Source organism: Helicobacter pylori (genome assembly GCF_030062585.1).
GTDB classification, from domain to species: Bacteria; Campylobacterota; Campylobacteria; order Campylobacterales; family Helicobacteraceae; genus Helicobacter; species Helicobacter pylori_CN.
Genome location: NZ_CP071935.1, coordinates 268,621 through 286,070, shown reverse-complemented (window position 1 = coordinate 286,070; position 17,450 = coordinate 268,621). Strand labels below are relative to the sequence as shown.

The window sequence follows — 17,450 nt, the reverse complement described above, 5'->3', positions numbered from 1 at the left end:
GAGCGATAAAATGATTTTAGTAGGATTGGAAGCGGAATTAGGAGCGTCAAAAAGAGGCACCGATAAAGGGGTTAGGCGTTTGAGAGAAGCTTTAAGCGCAACGCATGGCGATGTGATTAAAGGCATGCAAACGATTATTCAAGAGCGGTGCGTGCTTTATAAAGAGTTTAGATACGCTAAGAATTTTGAAGATTACTACCTTTTTTGTAAAGAAAATCTGATCCCTTGCATGAAAGAAGTGTTTGAGAAAAAAGAATTCCCTTTGATTTTAAGCTCAGAGCATGCGAACATGTTTGGGATTTTCCAAGCCTTTAGGAGCGTTCATAAAGACAAAAAAATAGGGATTTTGTATTTAGACGCGCATGCGGATATTCATACGGCTTATGACAGCGATACAAAGCACATTCACGGCATGCCTTTAGGCATGGTTTTAAATCGTGTCCGTAGCGGGGTTAATCGCATGAGCGAGAGCGAAGAAAAGGCATGGCAAAAGCTTTGCTCTTTGGGGTTAGAAAAGGGAGGGTTAGAAATTGATCCTAAATGTTTGGTGTATTTTGGGGTAAGAAGCACAGAACAGAGCGAAAGAGATGTGATTAAGGAATTAGAAATTCCTTTATTTAGCGTGGGTGCGATAAGAGAAAACATGCAAGGAGTGGTTCAAAAAACCAAAGAATCATTAAAAGCGGTGGATATTATTTACCTTAGCTTGGATTTAGACATTATGGATGGCAAGCTTTTCACTTCTACCGGCGTGCGTGAAAATAACGGGCTGAGTTTTGATGAATTAAAGCAATTATTGGGCTTGCTTTTAGAAAGTTTTAAAGACCGATTAGGAGCACTTGAGGTAACCGAATACAACCCCACAGTGAGCGCCAAACACGACAACGAAGAAGAAAAGCAGGTTTTAGAAATTTTGGATCTTATCATCAATCGCTGTAAAATTAAAGACAAGGAGCGATCTTTTGCAATGAGTCGCTGATCGCTTTTCAAACCAAACGATAAAAGGTTGAAAAATGAAACCAACAACAAGAGATGCAAGAAAGAATGAACGCAAAATGCTTTTGATCAAGGATTTTAAGACTAAAATGGTAATACACACAAACACAAAAAGATAATCATTTAGGGCGTTAGCGCTTTTGAGATCATTTAAAGCTTAGGCCTAGATTATCAGCTTATGTTTTGTTCTATAAGGGGCTGTGTTTAGATGGAAAGTTAAACCGCTTTTAGCGTCAAAGAATGTCTTGTGTGTTTTGAGAACGCACGCAAGCTCATTGTGTGTCAAAAATGGGTATTTTCTACTAAAACCGAGCGAAATCAAAAAAAAAAAAAAAGATTTTCACGGGATTGATAAAAATTTAAGAATTTTATGACAAAATTCTGCATGTTATTAAGTTTTTTTTGTTTTTATTACCTACGACTGCTATTTGCTTTTGTACAACTATACTCAAAAAACTTAAATAATTTAGCATTTTAATCTCTTAAAACGCAAGGAGTTTGTGTTGCATAAAAAAGTTCTGTTGGCTTTAACTGCTAGTTTGATTTGCCAAGAGTCTTTGTTCGCTAAGGAAAAAGACTACACTTTGGGCAAGGTTTCTACTGCCGGGAAAAAGGATAAATCCGATTATTCTGGGCAGGTCAATTTGGGTTATAGCGGGATTACCGCGCCTAAGAGTTGGCAAGATGAAGAAGTGAAAAAATACACAGGAAGCCGCACGGTGATCTCTAATAAAGCGCTCACCCAACAAGCTAACCAAAGCATTGAAGAAGCTTTACAGAATGTCCCGGGTCTGCAAATTAGGAATGCGACAGGTGTGGGGGCTATGCCCACTATCCAAATCCGTGGCTTTGGAGCTGGAGGTTCAGGGCATAGCGATGCGACGCTGATGTTAGTTAATGGTATTCCTGTTTATATGGCCCCCTACGCTCACATTGAGCTAGACATTTTCCCCGTTACCTTTCAAGCCATTGATCGCATTGATGTGATCAAGGGTGGAGGCAGCGTGCAATACGGGCCTAACACTTATGGGGGTATTGTCAATATCATCACTAAGCCTATCCCTACTCAATGGGAAAACCAAGCGGCTGAAAGGATCACTTATTGGGCTAAGGCTAGAAACGCTGGGTTTGCCGCTCCCCCTGATAAAACCGGCGATCCTTCTTTCATCAAGTCTTTAGGCAACAACCTCCTCTATAACACTTATGTGAGAAGCGGAGGGATGATCAATAAGCATGTGGGTATCCAAGCGCAAGCTAACTGGGTTAGAGGACAAGGCTTTAGGGACAATAGCCCCTCTAATATTTCAAACTATTGGCTAGATGGGGTCTATGACATCAATGAAAGCAATGGGATTAAAGCCTATTACCAATACTACGATTTTGCTATCGCTCAACCGGGATCACTCAGCGAGCAAGATTACAAAATAAACCGCTTCGCTAATTTGCGCCCCTTAAACCAAAAAGGCGGGCGCTCACAACGCTTTGGGGCTGTGTATGAAAACCGCTTCGGGGATTTAGACAAAGTGGGCGGGACTTTTAGCTTCACCTACTATGGGCAGTTGATGACTAGGGACTTTCAAGTGAGCTCTAGCTACAATAGCGCTAACATGGTTACTTGTTTTAGCGAAGCGGCATGTAGGGCGGCGGGACTTCCGGCAGGGTATAACTTGGCTGTGCCTTATTATGCCACTAACTACAATGGTTGGGCAGAAGTAGAAAACCCTGTGCGCTCCATTAACAACGCTTTTGAGCCTAAAGTGAATCTGATCGTCAATACCGGGAAAGTCAAGCAAACCTTTATCATGGGCTTGCGTTTCATGACCACCACTTTTTTACAGCGCCAATACTTAAACACCAATGAATGCACCACCAAAACGAGCGGTGAGGGGGCAGGATTCTTGTGTGAGGGTGCTAACGTGATGAGCGGTTGGAAACCCCACATCAAGCATGGCGTTTATAGAAACTGGAATAACTGGCGTAACAATTACACAGCAGTTTATTTGAGCGATCGCATTGAAGCTTGGGATGGGCGCTTTTTTATTGTGCCTGGTTTGCGCTACGCTTTTGTGCAATACAACAACGAAAATGCGGCTAATTGGGCGCAAATCCCTGAGAAGGATTTAAGAAAAATCAAGCACATGAACAATTGGATGCCCTCAACCAACATTGGCTTTATCCCTGTGCAAGGCGATCACAATGTGCTTACCTACTTCAACTACCAACGCTCTTTCGTCCCGCCTCAATTAGACGTTTTGAGCTATGGAGGAGCGGAGTATTTCACCCAACACTTTGACACGGTGGAAGCAGGAGCGCGCTACACCTATAAAGATAAATTCAGCTTCAATGCGGACTACTTTAGGATTTGGGCACGCGATTTTGCCACCGGGCAGTATTCAGTCTATACAAGCGGCCCCATGAAAGGTAATGTGCGCCCCATTAATGGCTATTCTCAAGGCGTGGAGCTGGAATTGTATTACAGGCCTATTAGAGGGTTGCAATTCCATGCCGCTTTCAACTACATTGACACTCGTGTAACCAGCCATGGCCCTTTAACCGACTTGAACGGGGATGTGCTAAAAGGGACTAGCTATAACAAGCATTTCCCTTTTGTAAGCCCTTTCCAGTTCATTCTTGACGCTCGTTACAATTGGCGTAAAACCACCATTGGTATTTCTAGCTATTTTTATAGCCGTGCTTATAGTGGGATTAGCAACAGTGCAGCAGGAGGCTATTATGGGATGCAATATTATAGTGGGGGGAACAACTATGAAAGCGTTCTTAATAGCGGCTATCAATGCGAAGCTTGGTGTATGACCCAGCATGAAGGACTCTTGCCTTGGTATTGGGTGTGGAATATCCAAGTGAGCCAAATTTTTTGGGAAAACGGACGACACAGAGTTACAGGAAGCTTGCAAATCAACAACATCTTCAACATGAAGTATTATTTTACAGGGATTGGCTCTAGCCCTGCAGGCTTGCAACCCGCGCCTGGAAGATCGGTTACAGCGTATTTGAACTACACTTTCTAAAGGCTTTAAAAAGGAGGGGGATTGTTGAGCGATGATGAGCCGCTCAAATCAGCCGCTTAGCGGTTTCATTGAGATGATGGAGTTTATTTAAGAATATTCCAAATAAGTTTCTTTGAGGCTGGCCTTAGCCCTTTGCCAATTAGGCAAATACAAACTCAGCAAATCCCTAAAGTATTCGTTGTGGTGGCGTGCTTTTAAATGCAATAATTCATGCACAACCACATATTCAATGCCCTTTCTAGGCGCTTTAGCCAATTCCAAGTTAAAAAGTAGGGTGCGTTTAGCAATATTACAACTCCCCCATATCCGTTTCATTTTTTGGATTTTAAAGCTCTGTATGCTCTCGTTTAAAATCTTTTCGTATTGGTTGATATAGGTTTGTATTTTTTCTCTTAAAACTTGTCTGTAATAGTTTTCTAACACTTTTAAGCGGTTTTCTAAGCTTGTCTTTTGATGGACATGCAAGATTAAATATTTAGGGCTTTGGAGGACGAAGTGTTTTTTTATGGTGTGTTCAATCTTTAATAAATAGCGTTTCCCAAAAAGATAATGGCTTTCTCTCTCTAGCATTCCTCTTTGGCTCTGTCTGTTTTGGTTTAAAAAATTTTGTTGCTGTTCTTTTATCCAAGGGAGTCTTTTAATCAAAGAAAGCCTAAGGCTCTCATCGTTTAAATTTAAGGGGCAAGACACATGCACAGAGCCATCAGGCGGGTTTGTGTGGATGGAAATGATTTTTTCCATTAAGGCTAGGCTTTTTTGCGTGGGGTGTTTGACTCTTTCAAGCCCGCTCACCACAGGGCTTTTTAAGATCAAGGGCCGTAAATATTTTTCATTTTTGGGTTTGTTAAACACCCATTTGGCTTTCTTTTTAACCGCCCACAGGGCAAATTCCGTGTCTTGGACATAGCGCCGGTGGATGTTTCTTGGCATGGGATTAGTTTTAACCCATTGGATAAAGTCTTTGACCACAAAGCCGTTTTCTTCTAAAAAATCAGCGATATAGCTTATAAACCTGTAAGAGCAAAAAATCACCATGCAGCCGTTTGGATTGACTAGGGGGGCGTAGCGTGCGATCCATTCTAAAAGCTTGAAATTTTTATCCCATTCCCCAAAATCTATACCTTGCCTTTTAGCGCTCTTTAGGGTGGAAAAATTGTTTTTAACCGAAATGTTATAAGGAGGATCAGTGATGATCGCATCCACTTTTAAATTTTGCTGGTGAAAATCCTTGATGATTTCAAAAGCGTCAGCGTGATGGATTTGTATCATTTCTTGCGCTTTTTAAGATCGCTTTGCCTAAGGCTAGGGCTAGAAGAGGAGGCACGGCGTTACCGATTTGCTTGCAAACGCTCGTTTTATTGCCATAAAAGATATAATCATCGCTAAAACTCTGTATCCTGGCGGCTTCTCTGGGCGTGATAGAGCGGTGCAATTCAGGGTGGGAGTTGGTGCCATTGCTGGGAGTTATTAAATGAGAGCGGTTAAAAAAGTCGTTGTCTATGAGCAGGTTTAAAAGTTTCTTGTAAAAAGAGTTTTCGTCTAAATGCAAGTCGTTTTCTAAAATGAAAACAAAAGTTCCTTTGATTTTTGTAACGCTTTCTTGATTGGATTGCCAAATTGGATATGCGCTTAAAGTGTTGAGAGCGTTTAAAACTTGCGCTTTGCTTTCTTCATAGCCAGAGATAAATTTTGAAGCCTTGTAAGAACACACCCCATAAATACAACCATTTTTAATTTGGAAACGGCTCAACAACACCCCCAAATTAAAGGGATCAATGGCGTTTAAAAAGCGAGAAACAAGCAACAATAACCTTTCATTTTTTAAAGGGATTATAAAACAGCGCTCATTAGTTTTTGTTTAAGGGTTTTAGAATGCTACTAACAAAGCATGGCTTAAGAAAGACTAAGATAAGTCAAGCGGGTTTTTATAGCCGGTGTCAATAAAACTTATTAAAATTTTAGCTTGAAAGCTCTTAAATCGTTTTTATCTAGCAAATATTGCCAACTTGGATCTTTGCTCTTGTTAAAATCAAAATAAAAAGTATCTATTGCTCGCAATAATTCCCGTTTATTATTGACTTGAGAAAAGATAGTTGTTTTGAGACCCATATTCAACACAAAAATGTAATGTTTCCAATCATATACATCTTGAGTGTCATTAAAAATTGTATTTGTTTTAGCTAATAAACAGATATATTGAAAATCTTTATCAATCAAGCGGGTTTGATTATTAGGGTGGGCGTAAATAAAATGCTGATTGGGCGTGAGCGCGATAAGATTTTCTATATAATCAGCAATAAGAGGAAAGTCTTGAACAGGGAAAATATGGTGCATTTGTGTGGCTTGCGCTGTTTCATTTTCTCCTTTCACTTCAGAAAGAGAATGATTGAATTTATCATTATATTGTTTCACCACTTTCTTAGCTTTTGAAATAAGATAGTTAGAATTAGCAATCCTTTTAGAGTTTATAAGATCGTATTCTTGTCTGGTGATATTTTTATCTTTTCCTATATCTCGCCAATTGATACGATTGTAATTAAGCTCATCTTTTGTAGTTATAGTGTTAGATAAAAACCCTTTTCTTGTGCCTTTTTTACCATAATAAAAAGCTAAAGGATTGATAATTTTAGTAAAAATCCTAAAACATTCCGTAGCGTTATTGATTGCTGTGTTATTGATAGTAAAATGAGTGAAACCATCTTTTAGTTGTTTGAAACTTTCTGTGTCTTGTTTTTGTAAAAAGTTGTCAAATAAAGGATAAATTAATAGGCTGAGAAAAAAACTTATCGTATTCATGCATGGAAAAGTCAGAATTTAAATCAGGTTTAGAAAAAATCATTTTAACATTTTCATTGGTGTAAGGGCTATCCCAAATATCCTTAATAGAAAATGATTTCTCAATATTATATTGCGTAAACTCTAAAATACAATCAGCAACAAGAGACAACACATCAGGGGTGCATTTTTGATCTATCCATCGCGCGTTTTGTGTTTTTCTAATGTCATAATCTCTGATTTTTAAAAAATCAATAATTTGCTGTTCTTTCATTAGCTATCCTTTAAAATCCCAAACCAAAAGCAACTCATGCTATCAATATTTAAGGTGCGCGTTTGATAATTCCTAGCGATTTTATAAAAATCTCTAAATTCAACGCTAGAAATATAATCGCATTGTTTCTTGCTTAAAGATATAGGGTTTTTAGGGATTAAAATAGCCACAGATCCATTAACCACATAGCCTTTTTCTTTTTTTAAAATCCTTGGTTTATAGGTCATATTGGGGGTTAAATAGACATCATCTCTGTCTAAAAATGAAGCTATCTTGAACGGGTTTAAAACCTCTTTTTGAATGTAGCTATCGTAATTTTCAACGCTAATAATCTTTCCGTTTTCATCAATATTGCGAGATTTAATCACACGAATACCATTTTTAACCAACACAGAATTAGTGATTTGTCTGTCTCTAAACACTTCAAAAAGACCAAACTGCATGGAATGAAACACCTTATCAAAAAAAGCGTTGCGATAGATAACCCAATAGGGCAACCGCTTGTCAAAAATATAGCTTGGCTTTTGTTTGATGCTTAGATTTAGGGGTAATGAACGTGCTAAAATTTCTTTTGATTTTTGTGTAACAATAGCAATTGTTTCTACTAAAACACCCTTAAAACCAAGCTCGCCAAAATCTAAAATCGCTCCTACTCCCTTTTTTTCAAGCTTAGTTCTGGTTTCTGCATACTCTTTAGTGTTTAAAAGGTTTTTAGGCATAACCATCGCTGTAAAGTTAGCTAGTTTTAAAGACTTTTCTAAAAAAATCCCTGCTAAATGAGTGAGCCCTAAACTATAACCTTTAAATCTTTCATGCGTTTTGCCAAAAGGAGGATTTCCCACAATTAAATCCACTTTGCCGCATTCATAGGCTAGAAAATCTGTGCAAATCAATTCTATCTCAAAGTTGTTAGGAATGCAATCTTTATATAAAATCTCTAAAATTTCTAAACTATTTTTATCAATATCTATACACTTCAAATAAACTTTTTTAACAGAAGCGTATTTTTTAAAAAGAGCGCTTAAGAAATTCCCACACCCTACACTTGGCTCTATGATGGTAACGCTCTCTTGTTTAAAACTTGGCAATAACTTCGCTATCTCATTAATAATAAAAGGGTTTGTAAAATACGCGCTTTTTTCTATGCGTTTAGAATTAGCCATTTCTGCCAAACTCACCAAACTCGCTCTTGCAATCTTGTTTTTATTTTCTAAAATAAATCGCTTTAAATTTTGTGGCTCTGATAAAGAATGCAAATCAATAAACTTAATGATTTCTTTATAGCTTAAATGGATTTGAGACATAAAATTTTTAATTTTTAAAGCGATTTGCTTAAAAATAATCGTTGGAACAGCTTCGCCGATACTTTGTCTGATGTTCATTTCGTTTTGTTTGGAGATTTTTTCTTTTTCTTGTTGGTTAAGGGCGTTTAATTCTTGTAATTCTGAATCTAACCACTTAAAACGGCTAGGGATATTCATTAAAAGCATCAGCTCTCTAATGGAAAACACTCTGTCATCTTTGGGGTGAATCGTGTTTTGGCTAGCCATCTGGTCGTTTCTTGTATGAATGCAAGGAGCAACGCTATGATATTTTTGCCTTTTATATTTATCGCCATTTTTAGAAACATTTAAGACAATCTTATTGCCAACCATTTTATGGGGCTTTTTGTTTAATTCTGCATTCTCAAACGCGCTTTGTCCTTCTTTTAAATCTTTAATCCATTCTTGCATATGCTTTGGATAAGTTCTAAAACTATGATAAAAATCTGCACTATCATACTCGCCCCAAGTAAGTGGTTTTAACGAGCCTATCACTTCTTTTAAGGTTTTTTCTTCTTTAAAATCAGGGAAAAATTCTAACGCACTCACAAAATCTTTAAACTCTTTACAAACCCCTATCACTAAAGTTCTTGTTCGGCTTGAATTAGCTCCAAAATTTTTAAAATTGATTACCTCATCATAGAGCATATAATCGCCACTCAAATTTTGCTCTATCATAGTTCCTATTTCTAATAAATTATCATTTTTGTCTATACAACCTGTTTTATAAAAACTAGGGACATTTTCTAAAATAAAAAATCGGGGCTTGATTTGTTTGATCAAATCAACGCTCTCAATAACCAAAGAATTCCGTTTGATTTCATCGTTTTTCTTTTTATGATTGGCTACGCTCATGCCTTGACAAGGTGGGGTTGCTACCACTAAATCAACCCTATCATTACCAAAATTTTTAGAATAAAATTCAATTCGTTTTAAAATTTTTTCTTTTATCTCTAGCTCTTTAATGTCCCCACAAATATACCCTTCATCAAATTTGCATTTATTGTTGATTCTTTGGATATTCAAGCGTTTTTCTAAAGTTTCATTGGTTGCAATGCATTCAAACCCCTCTTCTAAAAGCCCATAGCACCCCACTCCTGCCCCAGAAAATAAAGAAATATAGGTTAAGGTTTGATCAAAGAGCATAGGGGGATTAAGGATTAAACCAAGCTCATTTGAAGCATTAATGTTTCAAACTTTCAATTTCTTTAAGCATGGTTTCAAAAGCCTCTTTAGTGCCTGCTCGCACGCTAGAAAACAAACTAAACACAACAATGGCTATGCTCGCCACAATAAAGCCCGGAACGATTTCATAAATATCCAAAAAGCTTTTGCCAAATTTATCGTATAAAATCACCGTGCTAGCCCCAGAGAGCATGCCAGCAATCGCGCCAATGCGCGTCATTCTTGACCAAAAAAGCGAGAACAAAATCACCGAGCCAAAACTCGCGCCAAAGCCAGCCCATGCGTAACTCACGATGCTAAGGATGCTAGCGTTTCTATCCGTTGAAATGAAAAAAGCGATGCAAGCCACCCCTAAAACCGAAAGTCTAGAAATAACCATCACTAGTTTTTGGGGGGCGTTTTTGTTGAAAATCGTCGCATAGAAATCTTCAGCAATGGTAGAAGAGCTTACAAGCAGTTGCGAACTGGCCGTGCTCATCACCGCCGCTAAAATCGCGCTCAATAAAATGCCTGTGATCCAAGGGTTAAAGAGCAATTGACTCATCACAATGAAAATCTTTTCAGGATCTTCTAAGCTCAAATCAAATTTATGCACATACGCAACGCCTAAAAGCCCCATAACGCATGCCCCAATCAAAGAAACAACCATCCAAGAAATCCCAATAGTGGTCGCTTTAGGCACATCTCTAATGGAGCGGATAGACATGAAACGCACTAAAATATGGGGTTGCCCAAAATAGCCTAACCCCCAAGCGAGGCTTGAAATAATAGCGACTACGCTAGAGCCTTGCAAGAAAGAAAGGTTTTCAGGCTTGATTTCTCTAATGATTTTAATCCCCTCTCCAATCCCACCAAGATGGATTGTCATAACGATCGGCACCACGATTAAAGCGCTCATCATCAAAAGCCCTTGAATCAAATCCGTCCAGCACACCGCCTTATACCCTCCTAAAAAGGTGTAAGAAACAATAATCAGCGTGCCAATGCTTAAAGCGTAGTTGTATTGGATGCCAAAGGTCGCCTCAAAGAGTTTAGCCCCACTCACTAGCCCTGAAGAAATGTAAAAAATAAAAAAGATTAAAATCACAAAAGCCGAAATCAAGCGCAAGATGTGTTTGTCATCGCTAAAGCGCGTTTCAAAATAATCTGAAATGGTGATGGAATTAGCGATCACGCTCGTATAAATGCGTAAGCGTTTGGCCACAAAAACCCAGTTAATCAATGCGCCCAAACTCAATCCTATGGCGATGTGTGAATTGATAAGCCCCCCTACATATAAGGCTCCCGGTAATCCCATTAAAAGCCACCCGCTCATATCGCTCGCCCCCGCGCTCAAAGCGCTAATCACAGGCCCCATAGAGCGATCGCCTAAGAAATAATCTTCAGTCGTTTCGTTTTGTTTGTAAAAATAAAAACCAATATAGAGCATTAACAGCGAATAAACGACAAACATCGTAACGATAGGGGTGCTTAAAACAACATGTCCCATTTTGATCTCCTTATTTAATACAATATTTATTTTTCAGCACAACATGATTTGTGGCAAGTGGGTTGCCTTAAAACCCTTGAGCCTAAATTCCCGTAACGATGATAAGAAATGCTAACCGATCGCTCTAAGTGGTAATACAGCAATTCAAAACGCCCGTTCAAGCAGGGTTTAGCCGTGGCTAAAACCATCCCTAAAGCGCTCGCTTGCTTGTGCAATAAATCCAGATCGCTTTTTAAATAACGGATACGATTGAAAGCATGCAATTTCTCGCTAAATTTTTGCAAGCTTTCATAAACGATAGGGGCGTTTGCTTGGAGAATTTTTAAGCATTCTAAGAAAAATGTTAAATCCTTGTTCGCTCGTTCGTTTTCTGCACTGATTGTTAAAGGGATTTGAGAAACTAGACATGCTAAAGCCACGCCCAACATGTCGCTTAAAGTGTCCTTTTCGGTGATGCGATAGCCCACGCTTTTAACTTTAGTGTAGGAAAAGAGGTTGTCTTCGCCTCTGATTTTGACATAGTCTTTAGCTTGGCTGAATTCATGCTTGTAATGATAGGCGTAGCTCTTTGCCATAAAAATCGTGCGCTTCAACTCATGCGTGTGTTCGTCATAGCCTTTTTGAATCAAGCCCTCTAAAGCTTCACTTAAGGGGTTTTTTAAGGCGTGTTCGTCTTCTTCATCTTGGTGGATATTCACAAATTGCGTGATATAGTTGAAAATGCCTACCTTCCTCCCAAACCCCACAGCGGATTTTTTAATCCCCCCAAAAGGTTGGCGCAAAACGATCGCTCCTGTGGTGGGTTTGTTGATATAGATATTACCGGCTTCAATGCGTTCTAAATAGTATTCCCACTCCCTTTCATCCAAAGACTCTAACGCGCTAGTCAGCCCGTAACCGGTAGAATTGGCTATTTCTATCGCTTCGTCTAAATCTTGCGCTTTCATGACCGATAAAATGGGCGTAAAAAGCTCAGTTTGGTGCGTGAAATCGCCTTTTTTAGTGCCGTATTTGATGCTTGGCTTCATCAAATAGGGGTTATCATTCACAAAGCTTGCCGGGATTTCGTAATTCTCATAGCTTTTCAATTCATCTATGGCTTTAATGACCTTTTCATTAGGTTTGTCCGCTAGAGTGCCGATTTTGTTTTTGAAATCAAAAGGATCGCCCACGCTAAGGCTTAGAGTCGCATCTATCAAAGTTTTTTTGAAATTCTCATCTTCATAGACTTCTTTTTCTAACACTAAAAGCGAAGTGGCAGAACATTTTTGCCCTGAATTGCTAAAAGCTGAATGGATAACATTCTTGATCGCTTGATCTCTGTCTGCCATTTTGCTCACAATGGTAGCGTTTTTACCGCCCGTTTCAGCGCTCAAGGCTAAAGTGGGGTTAGCTTTGAGCATTTTGTAAGCGGTGTCTTCGCCTCCGGTTAAAATGGCAAATTGGATGCTTTCATCTTTTAAAAGATGCTCGCTAATATCGCTCCCTCTAGAGGGCAAGTAAATGAGCACATCTCTTGGCACGCCCGCATCCCAAAAGCACTCACAAAGCTTATAACCCGTTACGCTAGACAAACTTGAGGGCTTGTAAATCACCCGATTGCCAGCGGCTAGGGGGGCAGCGATAGTGCCTACAGAAATGCCTACAGGGAAATTCCATGGGGCAATGACCACGCCCACGCCTTTAGGGGTGAATTGGGTTTTTGTGTTTTGCTCTTGTAACACCCTTAAACTATAAGGGTAAAACTCTAAAAAGTCAATGGCTTCACTCACTTCAGCATCCGTTTCAGCGAAAGTCTTACCCACTTCTAAAGCCGAAATCCCTACTAAATCGCCTCTCCTTTCTCTAAAAAGCTGGGCGGTTTGACTCAATAAAGCATGGATTTCTGTAAAGCTTTTTTGACTGAAACGACTCTTATCGCTTTTAGCCACTTCTAGGGCTTTTAAAATCGCTTCCTTATCCGCTAAATGCACGCTAGCGATTTTTTTATGATGGATTTTATCAAAGACTTCTAAAGAGGTTAAATTAGGATCTTCAAACCTCCCATCTATTTCTGGGTAAAGCTCTAAAATAGGAGCGTTATGCATTTTCTCGCGCACTTTTTTAGCCCATTCTCGGTTGGCTTTTAAAATAAAATCGGTATCGCTTTCGTTTTTAAAGGAGTGGTTTGGGTAGGTGGTATGGCCGGTTTGTTTGGCGTTTCTGTCTTGAGTCCTGTGGGTGGTATTGTCTAAAGCAGCGATTCCTTTAAGGCTGTTTAAAAAGCGTTGTTCTTGGTCTTTCCATTCGCTCGTGCCTACTTTGAGGTTGAAGAAAGCTTTCATGAAATTATCGCTTGAGGTGTTTTCATCTAACCTCCTCACCAAGTAAGCGATCGCATTATTAAAATGCGCTTCATCGCACACCGGCGCATAAAGAATGAGTTTGTGCATCTCTTTTAATTCCTGGCTCGCTTGCAAGCTCATGCCCTCTAGCATTTCAAAGCTAAAATGCTCCAACGCAATAGGGTCATTAAGGGCATGGATGCGCGTATAAACATAAGCGATTTCAAAAATATTGTGGCTCGCTGCGCCAATATGGATGTATTTATAATTATCGCCCTCTAAAACAAAATCCAACATTTTATTGTAATTAGAATCGGTGTCTTGCTTATTAGAAAATGTGGGTAACGCCCAGTCTTTCACGGAAGCGATAGTCTCTTCGCTCTCCATGTTCGCTCCCTTAACAAAGCGGATTTTAATGGGTTTCAACCCTTTTAAAACCCTTTCTTTAGAAAAAGCGTGCAGTTTTTTCAAATATTCATAAGAATCAGGGATATAAGCTTGCAACACAATACCGGCGTTCAAATCAAATTTGGCGATGGATTCCATAAAAGACTCCACCGTAAGCTCTAAATCCCTAAATTCCTCCATATCCAAGTTGATGAATTTAGGCATGCCTTGCTTTTTTTCTTCTTCTAAAGCTAAAGCGTAAAGAGCGTCTAAGCGTTTGACAATCTCTTTTTTAGAGTATTCAAAATCAAGGATATTGATTTGAGAAAAAATCGTCGTGATTTTAATGGAAATGTATTGGATGTAGTTGGATTTTAGGGCTTTGGAGTATTTTTCAAAACGCGCATTAGCTTCTTCTTCGCCTAAAACCTCTTCACCAATAAAATTCACGTTCAAAATGATTTTTTCATTCTTCCTTTTTAAAATCCGCTCTTTCAATTGGCTTTCTTCTTGATCCAAGACCATCGCTTTTGTGTCGCTTCTGATTTTATTGACAAAGAAAGGCACGCTCATATCAGGGAGCATTTTCCCAAAGCTTAAAAACCCCATTAAAAGCAATTTTTCAAACGAAGAAAAAATCTCACGGCTTTTGTATTTGTCTAAAACATGCTCAATCATTTCAAAGCGGGCTTTATTGTCTAGGCACCTGAAACTCCGATCCATAAGCTCTATGAGCATGACCTTGTTTTCAGGGTTATTTAAAAGCTTTTGCATTTTAGAGTGGAACGCTTTTTCTTGCTCGCTCAAATGGTTACTGATACTATCTTGCAGTTTTTTGGCTAATTCTAATGAATCGTCAATGATTTTTTGCATGAGCTTACCTTTTATTTAAGAATTTGGCTTGATTGTAGCATGTTTTAAGCGGGTGGCTTTAAGTCTTATGGGTTGGTAATGTTTTTTAATTTTAAATTTTGTTCTAGCGGTAATTAATTCTCATTCCAACCTGTTTGAGTTTATCACGCATTTTTACACAATGATAAGAATTTGAGTGATAATTTGTATTGTTTTTAGCTTCATTTACTTTTCGTTTAAAAATAAATTATAACATTCGCATCGTGTAATTTAAAACCATTGAACGAAACGATTTTAAATTAAACGGATTGACAAAAATTTTACAAAACAAAGGATATAAAATGAAAACAATTAAAAATGGTATTATGATTGGCACACTCGGTGCGTTGTTATTGAGCGGTTGTTCTAGCTTTGATACTCAGCGTTTCGCTTGTCTCCCTAAAGACCATTCTTCAAAAGACGCTTCTACCAAAAAAGAAGTGCAATACATGCCTAAGGGCTTTTTTGACCCTTATTCTTCTAACTTAAACCATTGGGATTCTACATTCTAGGGGTTTTTAGAGGGGGCGAAAAAAGGGGGGGAAAATAAAGCTCATTTTAAGTTTTCTCAAATTACAATAACAACCTTTTTAACACTGATATAATATAAAAAAGGAGATATTCTTATGAGTGGCGCTCATATTGTAGAAAATACGAATAATGAGAAAATAGAAAAACCAAATATTTCAAATCCCACTGCTTCCACCCCCCCCCCCCCAATAATGAAGAGCTTTTAAAACTTGTTGGAGATCTTGCAGATCGCCTTAAAAAATTAGAAGATCTTAAATTAGAAGACTTTGAACCCCTTAGAAAACCCTCTCATTTTATAGGCAATTTGTTTGGAAAATCCTCTAACGATTCCCAAGAAAACCCAAAAGACGCTCAAAAATCCACCAATTTCCAAGAGAAACACACCAAGCCGACTGAAACCACCGAGCTAGTTGATAAAAATCAAAAGCTAACCGCAGAAAAAGACAATCTAAACAATCAGCTTAATGCATCACAAAAGCAAGTGAAAGAGTTACAAGACTCTCAGCAAGCTTTAAAAAATGAAAAAGCCGAGTTATCAAAAGATAAAGATAATCTAACTAAAGCAAACGCCGAACTGAAAACAGAAAAAGACAATCTAACTAAAGATAAAACAGAACTGACTGAAAAAAATAAAGCACTAACCACAGAAAAAACAGAATTAAATAACAAGATTACTGGGTTAGTCACAGAAAAAGAAAGGTTAGTCGCAGACAAAGAAAGGCTAACTAAAGAAAGAGATGATCTAACTAAAGACAAAGAAAACCTAACCGCAACGCTATCAACAGCAAAAACCCAAGCCGAACAAACGAGCCAAAAACTAACCGAGCTAGAGCGAAGGCACGCTCTATACCAAAAATTAGAAAAACTCTATGAAGTCTTTTTGGAAGTCAAAGATCGCTTGAATTTTGGGTTCGTGGAAAAAACTCACAGCGCAATGGACTTGATCGCATCTGTTATTAGCGATAGCAAATATTATTTAGAAAGCCTTTATAACAGAGCGAGCCAAGAATTAGGCGATAAGAGGAGCGATAAAGGTGAAAAATTAGCTGAATTGTTTGATTTGCTTTTTGAATATATTAAGGATAGTAAATTTGAGCGTTTGAAAGAGCCAAGTGCTTATGACCATTCATGCAAAAAGCTATACCCAGAGCAAAACACTTCTCAAAAGATGCAAAGAGTGGTTTTAAGAGGCTATAAGCACAATGATAAAGTGTATCACACTATCGTGGATATGGGATCATAAATGGGAAGGCTCATTGAAAAATGGTTTGGCTTCTCTCAAATAAGAGAAGAATTAGAAGCTCGCATCGGTGAGTTAGAAGACGAAAACACCGAATTGTTAAGAGAAAGAGAATACTTAGCTGCAGAAACTAGCGAGTTAAAAGACGCTGATGATCAATTACGGCAAAAAAACGACAAGTTATTCATAACAAAAGACAAGCTAACCAAAGAAAACACCGAGTTATCTTACAAAAATGACAAGTTATTCGCAGAAAACGAAATCTTATCTGTAAAAATCAGCGGGTTAGAACACTCTAACGATCAATTATGGCAAAACAATAACAAGCTCACTAAAGAAAAAGCCGAATTATTAAGAGAAAAAGACAATCTGGCTAAAGAAAACACACGCTTATTAGCAGCCAGAGATCGGCTGACTGAAGAAAAAAGAGGATTGACAACAGAAAAAGAAAGGCTAGCCAGAAAAACCGCCGAGCTAGAAAACAGAAACGCCACATTGACTGAAAAAAATAAAACGCTAACCACAGAAAATGACAAGCTCAACCACCAAGTTATCGCGCTCAATAAAGAGCAGGGCAGCCTCAAACAAGAGCGAGCACGATTGCAAGAAGAACATGGGTTTCTAGAAAAACGATGCGCTGATTTAGAAGAAGAAAACCAACGCCTAACCGACAAGCTCAAACAATTAGAAAGCGCTCAAAAAAATTTGGAAAACACTAACAATCAATTACGGCAGTCTTTAGAGAACTCTAACAATCAATTAGCGCAAGCTGAAGAAAAAATAGCTGAAGAAAAAACCGAGTTGGAGCGAGAAATCGCGCGTTTGAAGAGTTTAGAGGGTATGGAAGCCAAAAGCGAGCTGGACTTGCATAACAGGCGTTTAGCGAGCGCAAACCAGGATTTAAAACGCCAAAACCGAAAGTTAGAAGAAGAGAACATCGCCCTCAAAGAGAGGGTTGATGGCTTGAACGAGCAACTCTCCAAACAACAAAAACCACAATAAAGGAA

The 17,450-nt window shown here is 38.5% G+C and carries 11 protein-coding genes and 2 pseudogenes; 5 read left to right on the top strand and 8 right to left on the bottom strand.

Annotated elements, in window-relative coordinates; all coding sequences use genetic code 11:
- The first annotated feature begins 10 nt into the window (after positions 1-10).
- A complete protein-coding gene (rocF, locus tag J5F42_RS01335) occupies positions 11-979 on the top strand; it encodes an arginase (protein ID WP_283491422.1) in 969 nt (322 codons plus the stop codon).
- Between the two features lie 520 nt (positions 980-1,499).
- Entirely contained in the window at positions 1,500-4,025 is a 2,526-nt protein-coding gene (locus J5F42_RS01330; protein ID WP_198973113.1) for a TonB-dependent receptor family protein, read from the top strand.
- Positions 4,026-4,112: 87 nt separating this feature from the next.
- Here J5F42_RS01330 and J5F42_RS01325 read toward each other — a convergent pair.
- The 8 genes and pseudogenes from J5F42_RS01325 to J5F42_RS01295 form a co-directional block, all read right to left on the bottom strand.
- A pseudogene (locus tag J5F42_RS01325) lies at positions 4,113-4,742 on the bottom strand (YgjP family zinc-dependent metalloprotease); the annotation flags it as partial.
- Positions 4,728-5,294 (bottom strand): annotated as a pseudogene (locus tag J5F42_RS01320) (DNA-methyltransferase); the annotation flags it as partial. The pseudogenes J5F42_RS01325 and J5F42_RS01320, both read right to left, overlap by 15 nt.
- On the bottom strand, positions 5,272-5,829 hold the full coding sequence (locus J5F42_RS01315; RefSeq protein WP_079374280.1) for a DNA cytosine methyltransferase: 558 nt from the start codon (positions 5,827-5,829) through the stop codon (positions 5,272-5,274). The gene J5F42_RS01315 and the pseudogene J5F42_RS01320, both read right to left, overlap by 23 nt.
- A 146-nt stretch (positions 5,830-5,975) precedes the next feature.
- Positions 5,976-6,821 (bottom strand): iron permease, encoded by an 846-nt coding sequence (locus J5F42_RS01310; protein ID WP_198973116.1) that lies wholly within the window; start codon positions 6,819-6,821, stop codon positions 5,976-5,978.
- The gene (locus tag J5F42_RS07955; protein WP_198973124.1) at positions 6,772-7,074 is read right to left on the bottom strand and encodes a hypothetical protein; all 303 of its coding nucleotides are present in this window, start codon (positions 7,072-7,074) and stop codon (positions 6,772-6,774) included. The genes J5F42_RS01310 and J5F42_RS07955 overlap by 50 nt, the downstream gene beginning before the upstream one ends.
- Positions 7,074-9,542 carry an adenine/cytosine DNA methyltransferase gene (locus J5F42_RS01305; protein WP_283491421.1) on the bottom strand — a complete coding sequence of 823 codons (2,469 nt, stop codon included), beginning with the start codon at positions 9,540-9,542 and terminating at the stop codon, positions 7,074-7,076. Before J5F42_RS01305 ends, J5F42_RS07955 begins: the two co-directional genes overlap by 1 nt.
- 37 nt (positions 9,543-9,579) lie before the next feature.
- Positions 9,580-11,070 carry a sodium/proline symporter PutP gene (gene putP, locus J5F42_RS01300; protein ID WP_283491420.1) on the bottom strand — a complete coding sequence of 497 codons (1,491 nt, stop codon included), beginning with the start codon at positions 11,068-11,070 and terminating at the stop codon, positions 9,580-9,582.
- A gap of 26 nt (positions 11,071-11,096) precedes the next feature.
- Positions 11,097-14,654, bottom strand: a complete 3,558-nt coding sequence (locus J5F42_RS01295) for a bifunctional proline dehydrogenase/L-glutamate gamma-semialdehyde dehydrogenase (protein WP_283491419.1) — start codon at positions 14,652-14,654, stop codon at positions 11,097-11,099.
- A 320-nt stretch (positions 14,655-14,974) separates the two neighbouring features.
- Here J5F42_RS01295 and J5F42_RS01290 point away from each other — a divergent pair, with 320 nt between their 5' ends.
- From J5F42_RS01290 to J5F42_RS01280, 3 genes are all read left to right on the top strand, one after another.
- On the top strand, positions 14,975-15,184 hold the full coding sequence (locus J5F42_RS01290; RefSeq protein WP_000849021.1) for a hypothetical protein: 210 nt from the start codon (positions 14,975-14,977) through the stop codon (positions 15,182-15,184).
- A 323-nt stretch (positions 15,185-15,507) separates the two neighbouring features.
- Positions 15,508-16,446, top strand: coding sequence for a hypothetical protein (locus tag J5F42_RS01285; protein WP_283491418.1), 939 nt, complete (start codon positions 15,508-15,510; stop codon positions 16,444-16,446).
- A complete protein-coding gene (locus J5F42_RS01280; RefSeq protein WP_097699233.1) occupies positions 16,447-17,445 on the top strand; it encodes a coiled-coil domain-containing protein in 999 nt (332 codons plus the stop codon).
- The last annotated feature ends 5 nt before the right edge of the window (positions 17,446-17,450 follow it).

What these genes read in the sequence shown, in the direction of transcription:
- rocF (WP_283491422.1), top strand. Translation starts at nt 11, where the DNA reads ATGATTTTAGTAGGATTGGAAGCGGAATTAGGAGCGTCAAAAAGAGGC.
- J5F42_RS01310 (WP_198973116.1), bottom strand. Translation starts at nt 6,821, where the DNA reads ATGAATACGATAAGTTTTTTTCTCAGCCTATTAATTTATCCTTTATTT.
- J5F42_RS07955 (WP_198973124.1), bottom strand. Translation starts at nt 7,074, where the DNA reads ATGAAAGAACAGCAAATTATTGATTTTTTAAAAATCAGAGATTATGAC.
- J5F42_RS01305 (WP_283491421.1), bottom strand. Translation starts at nt 9,542, where the DNA reads ATGCTCTTTGATCAAACCTTAACCTATATTTCTTTATTTTCTGGGGCA.
- putP (WP_283491420.1), bottom strand. Translation starts at nt 11,070, where the DNA reads ATGGGACATGTTGTTTTAAGCACCCCTATCGTTACGATGTTTGTCGTT.
- J5F42_RS01295 (WP_283491419.1), bottom strand. Translation starts at nt 14,654, where the DNA reads ATGCAAAAAATCATTGACGATTCATTAGAATTAGCCAAAAAACTGCAA.
- J5F42_RS01290 (WP_000849021.1), top strand. Translation starts at nt 14,975, where the DNA reads ATGAAAACAATTAAAAATGGTATTATGATTGGCACACTCGGTGCGTTG.
- J5F42_RS01280 (WP_097699233.1), top strand. Translation starts at nt 16,447, where the DNA reads ATGGGAAGGCTCATTGAAAAATGGTTTGGCTTCTCTCAAATAAGAGAA.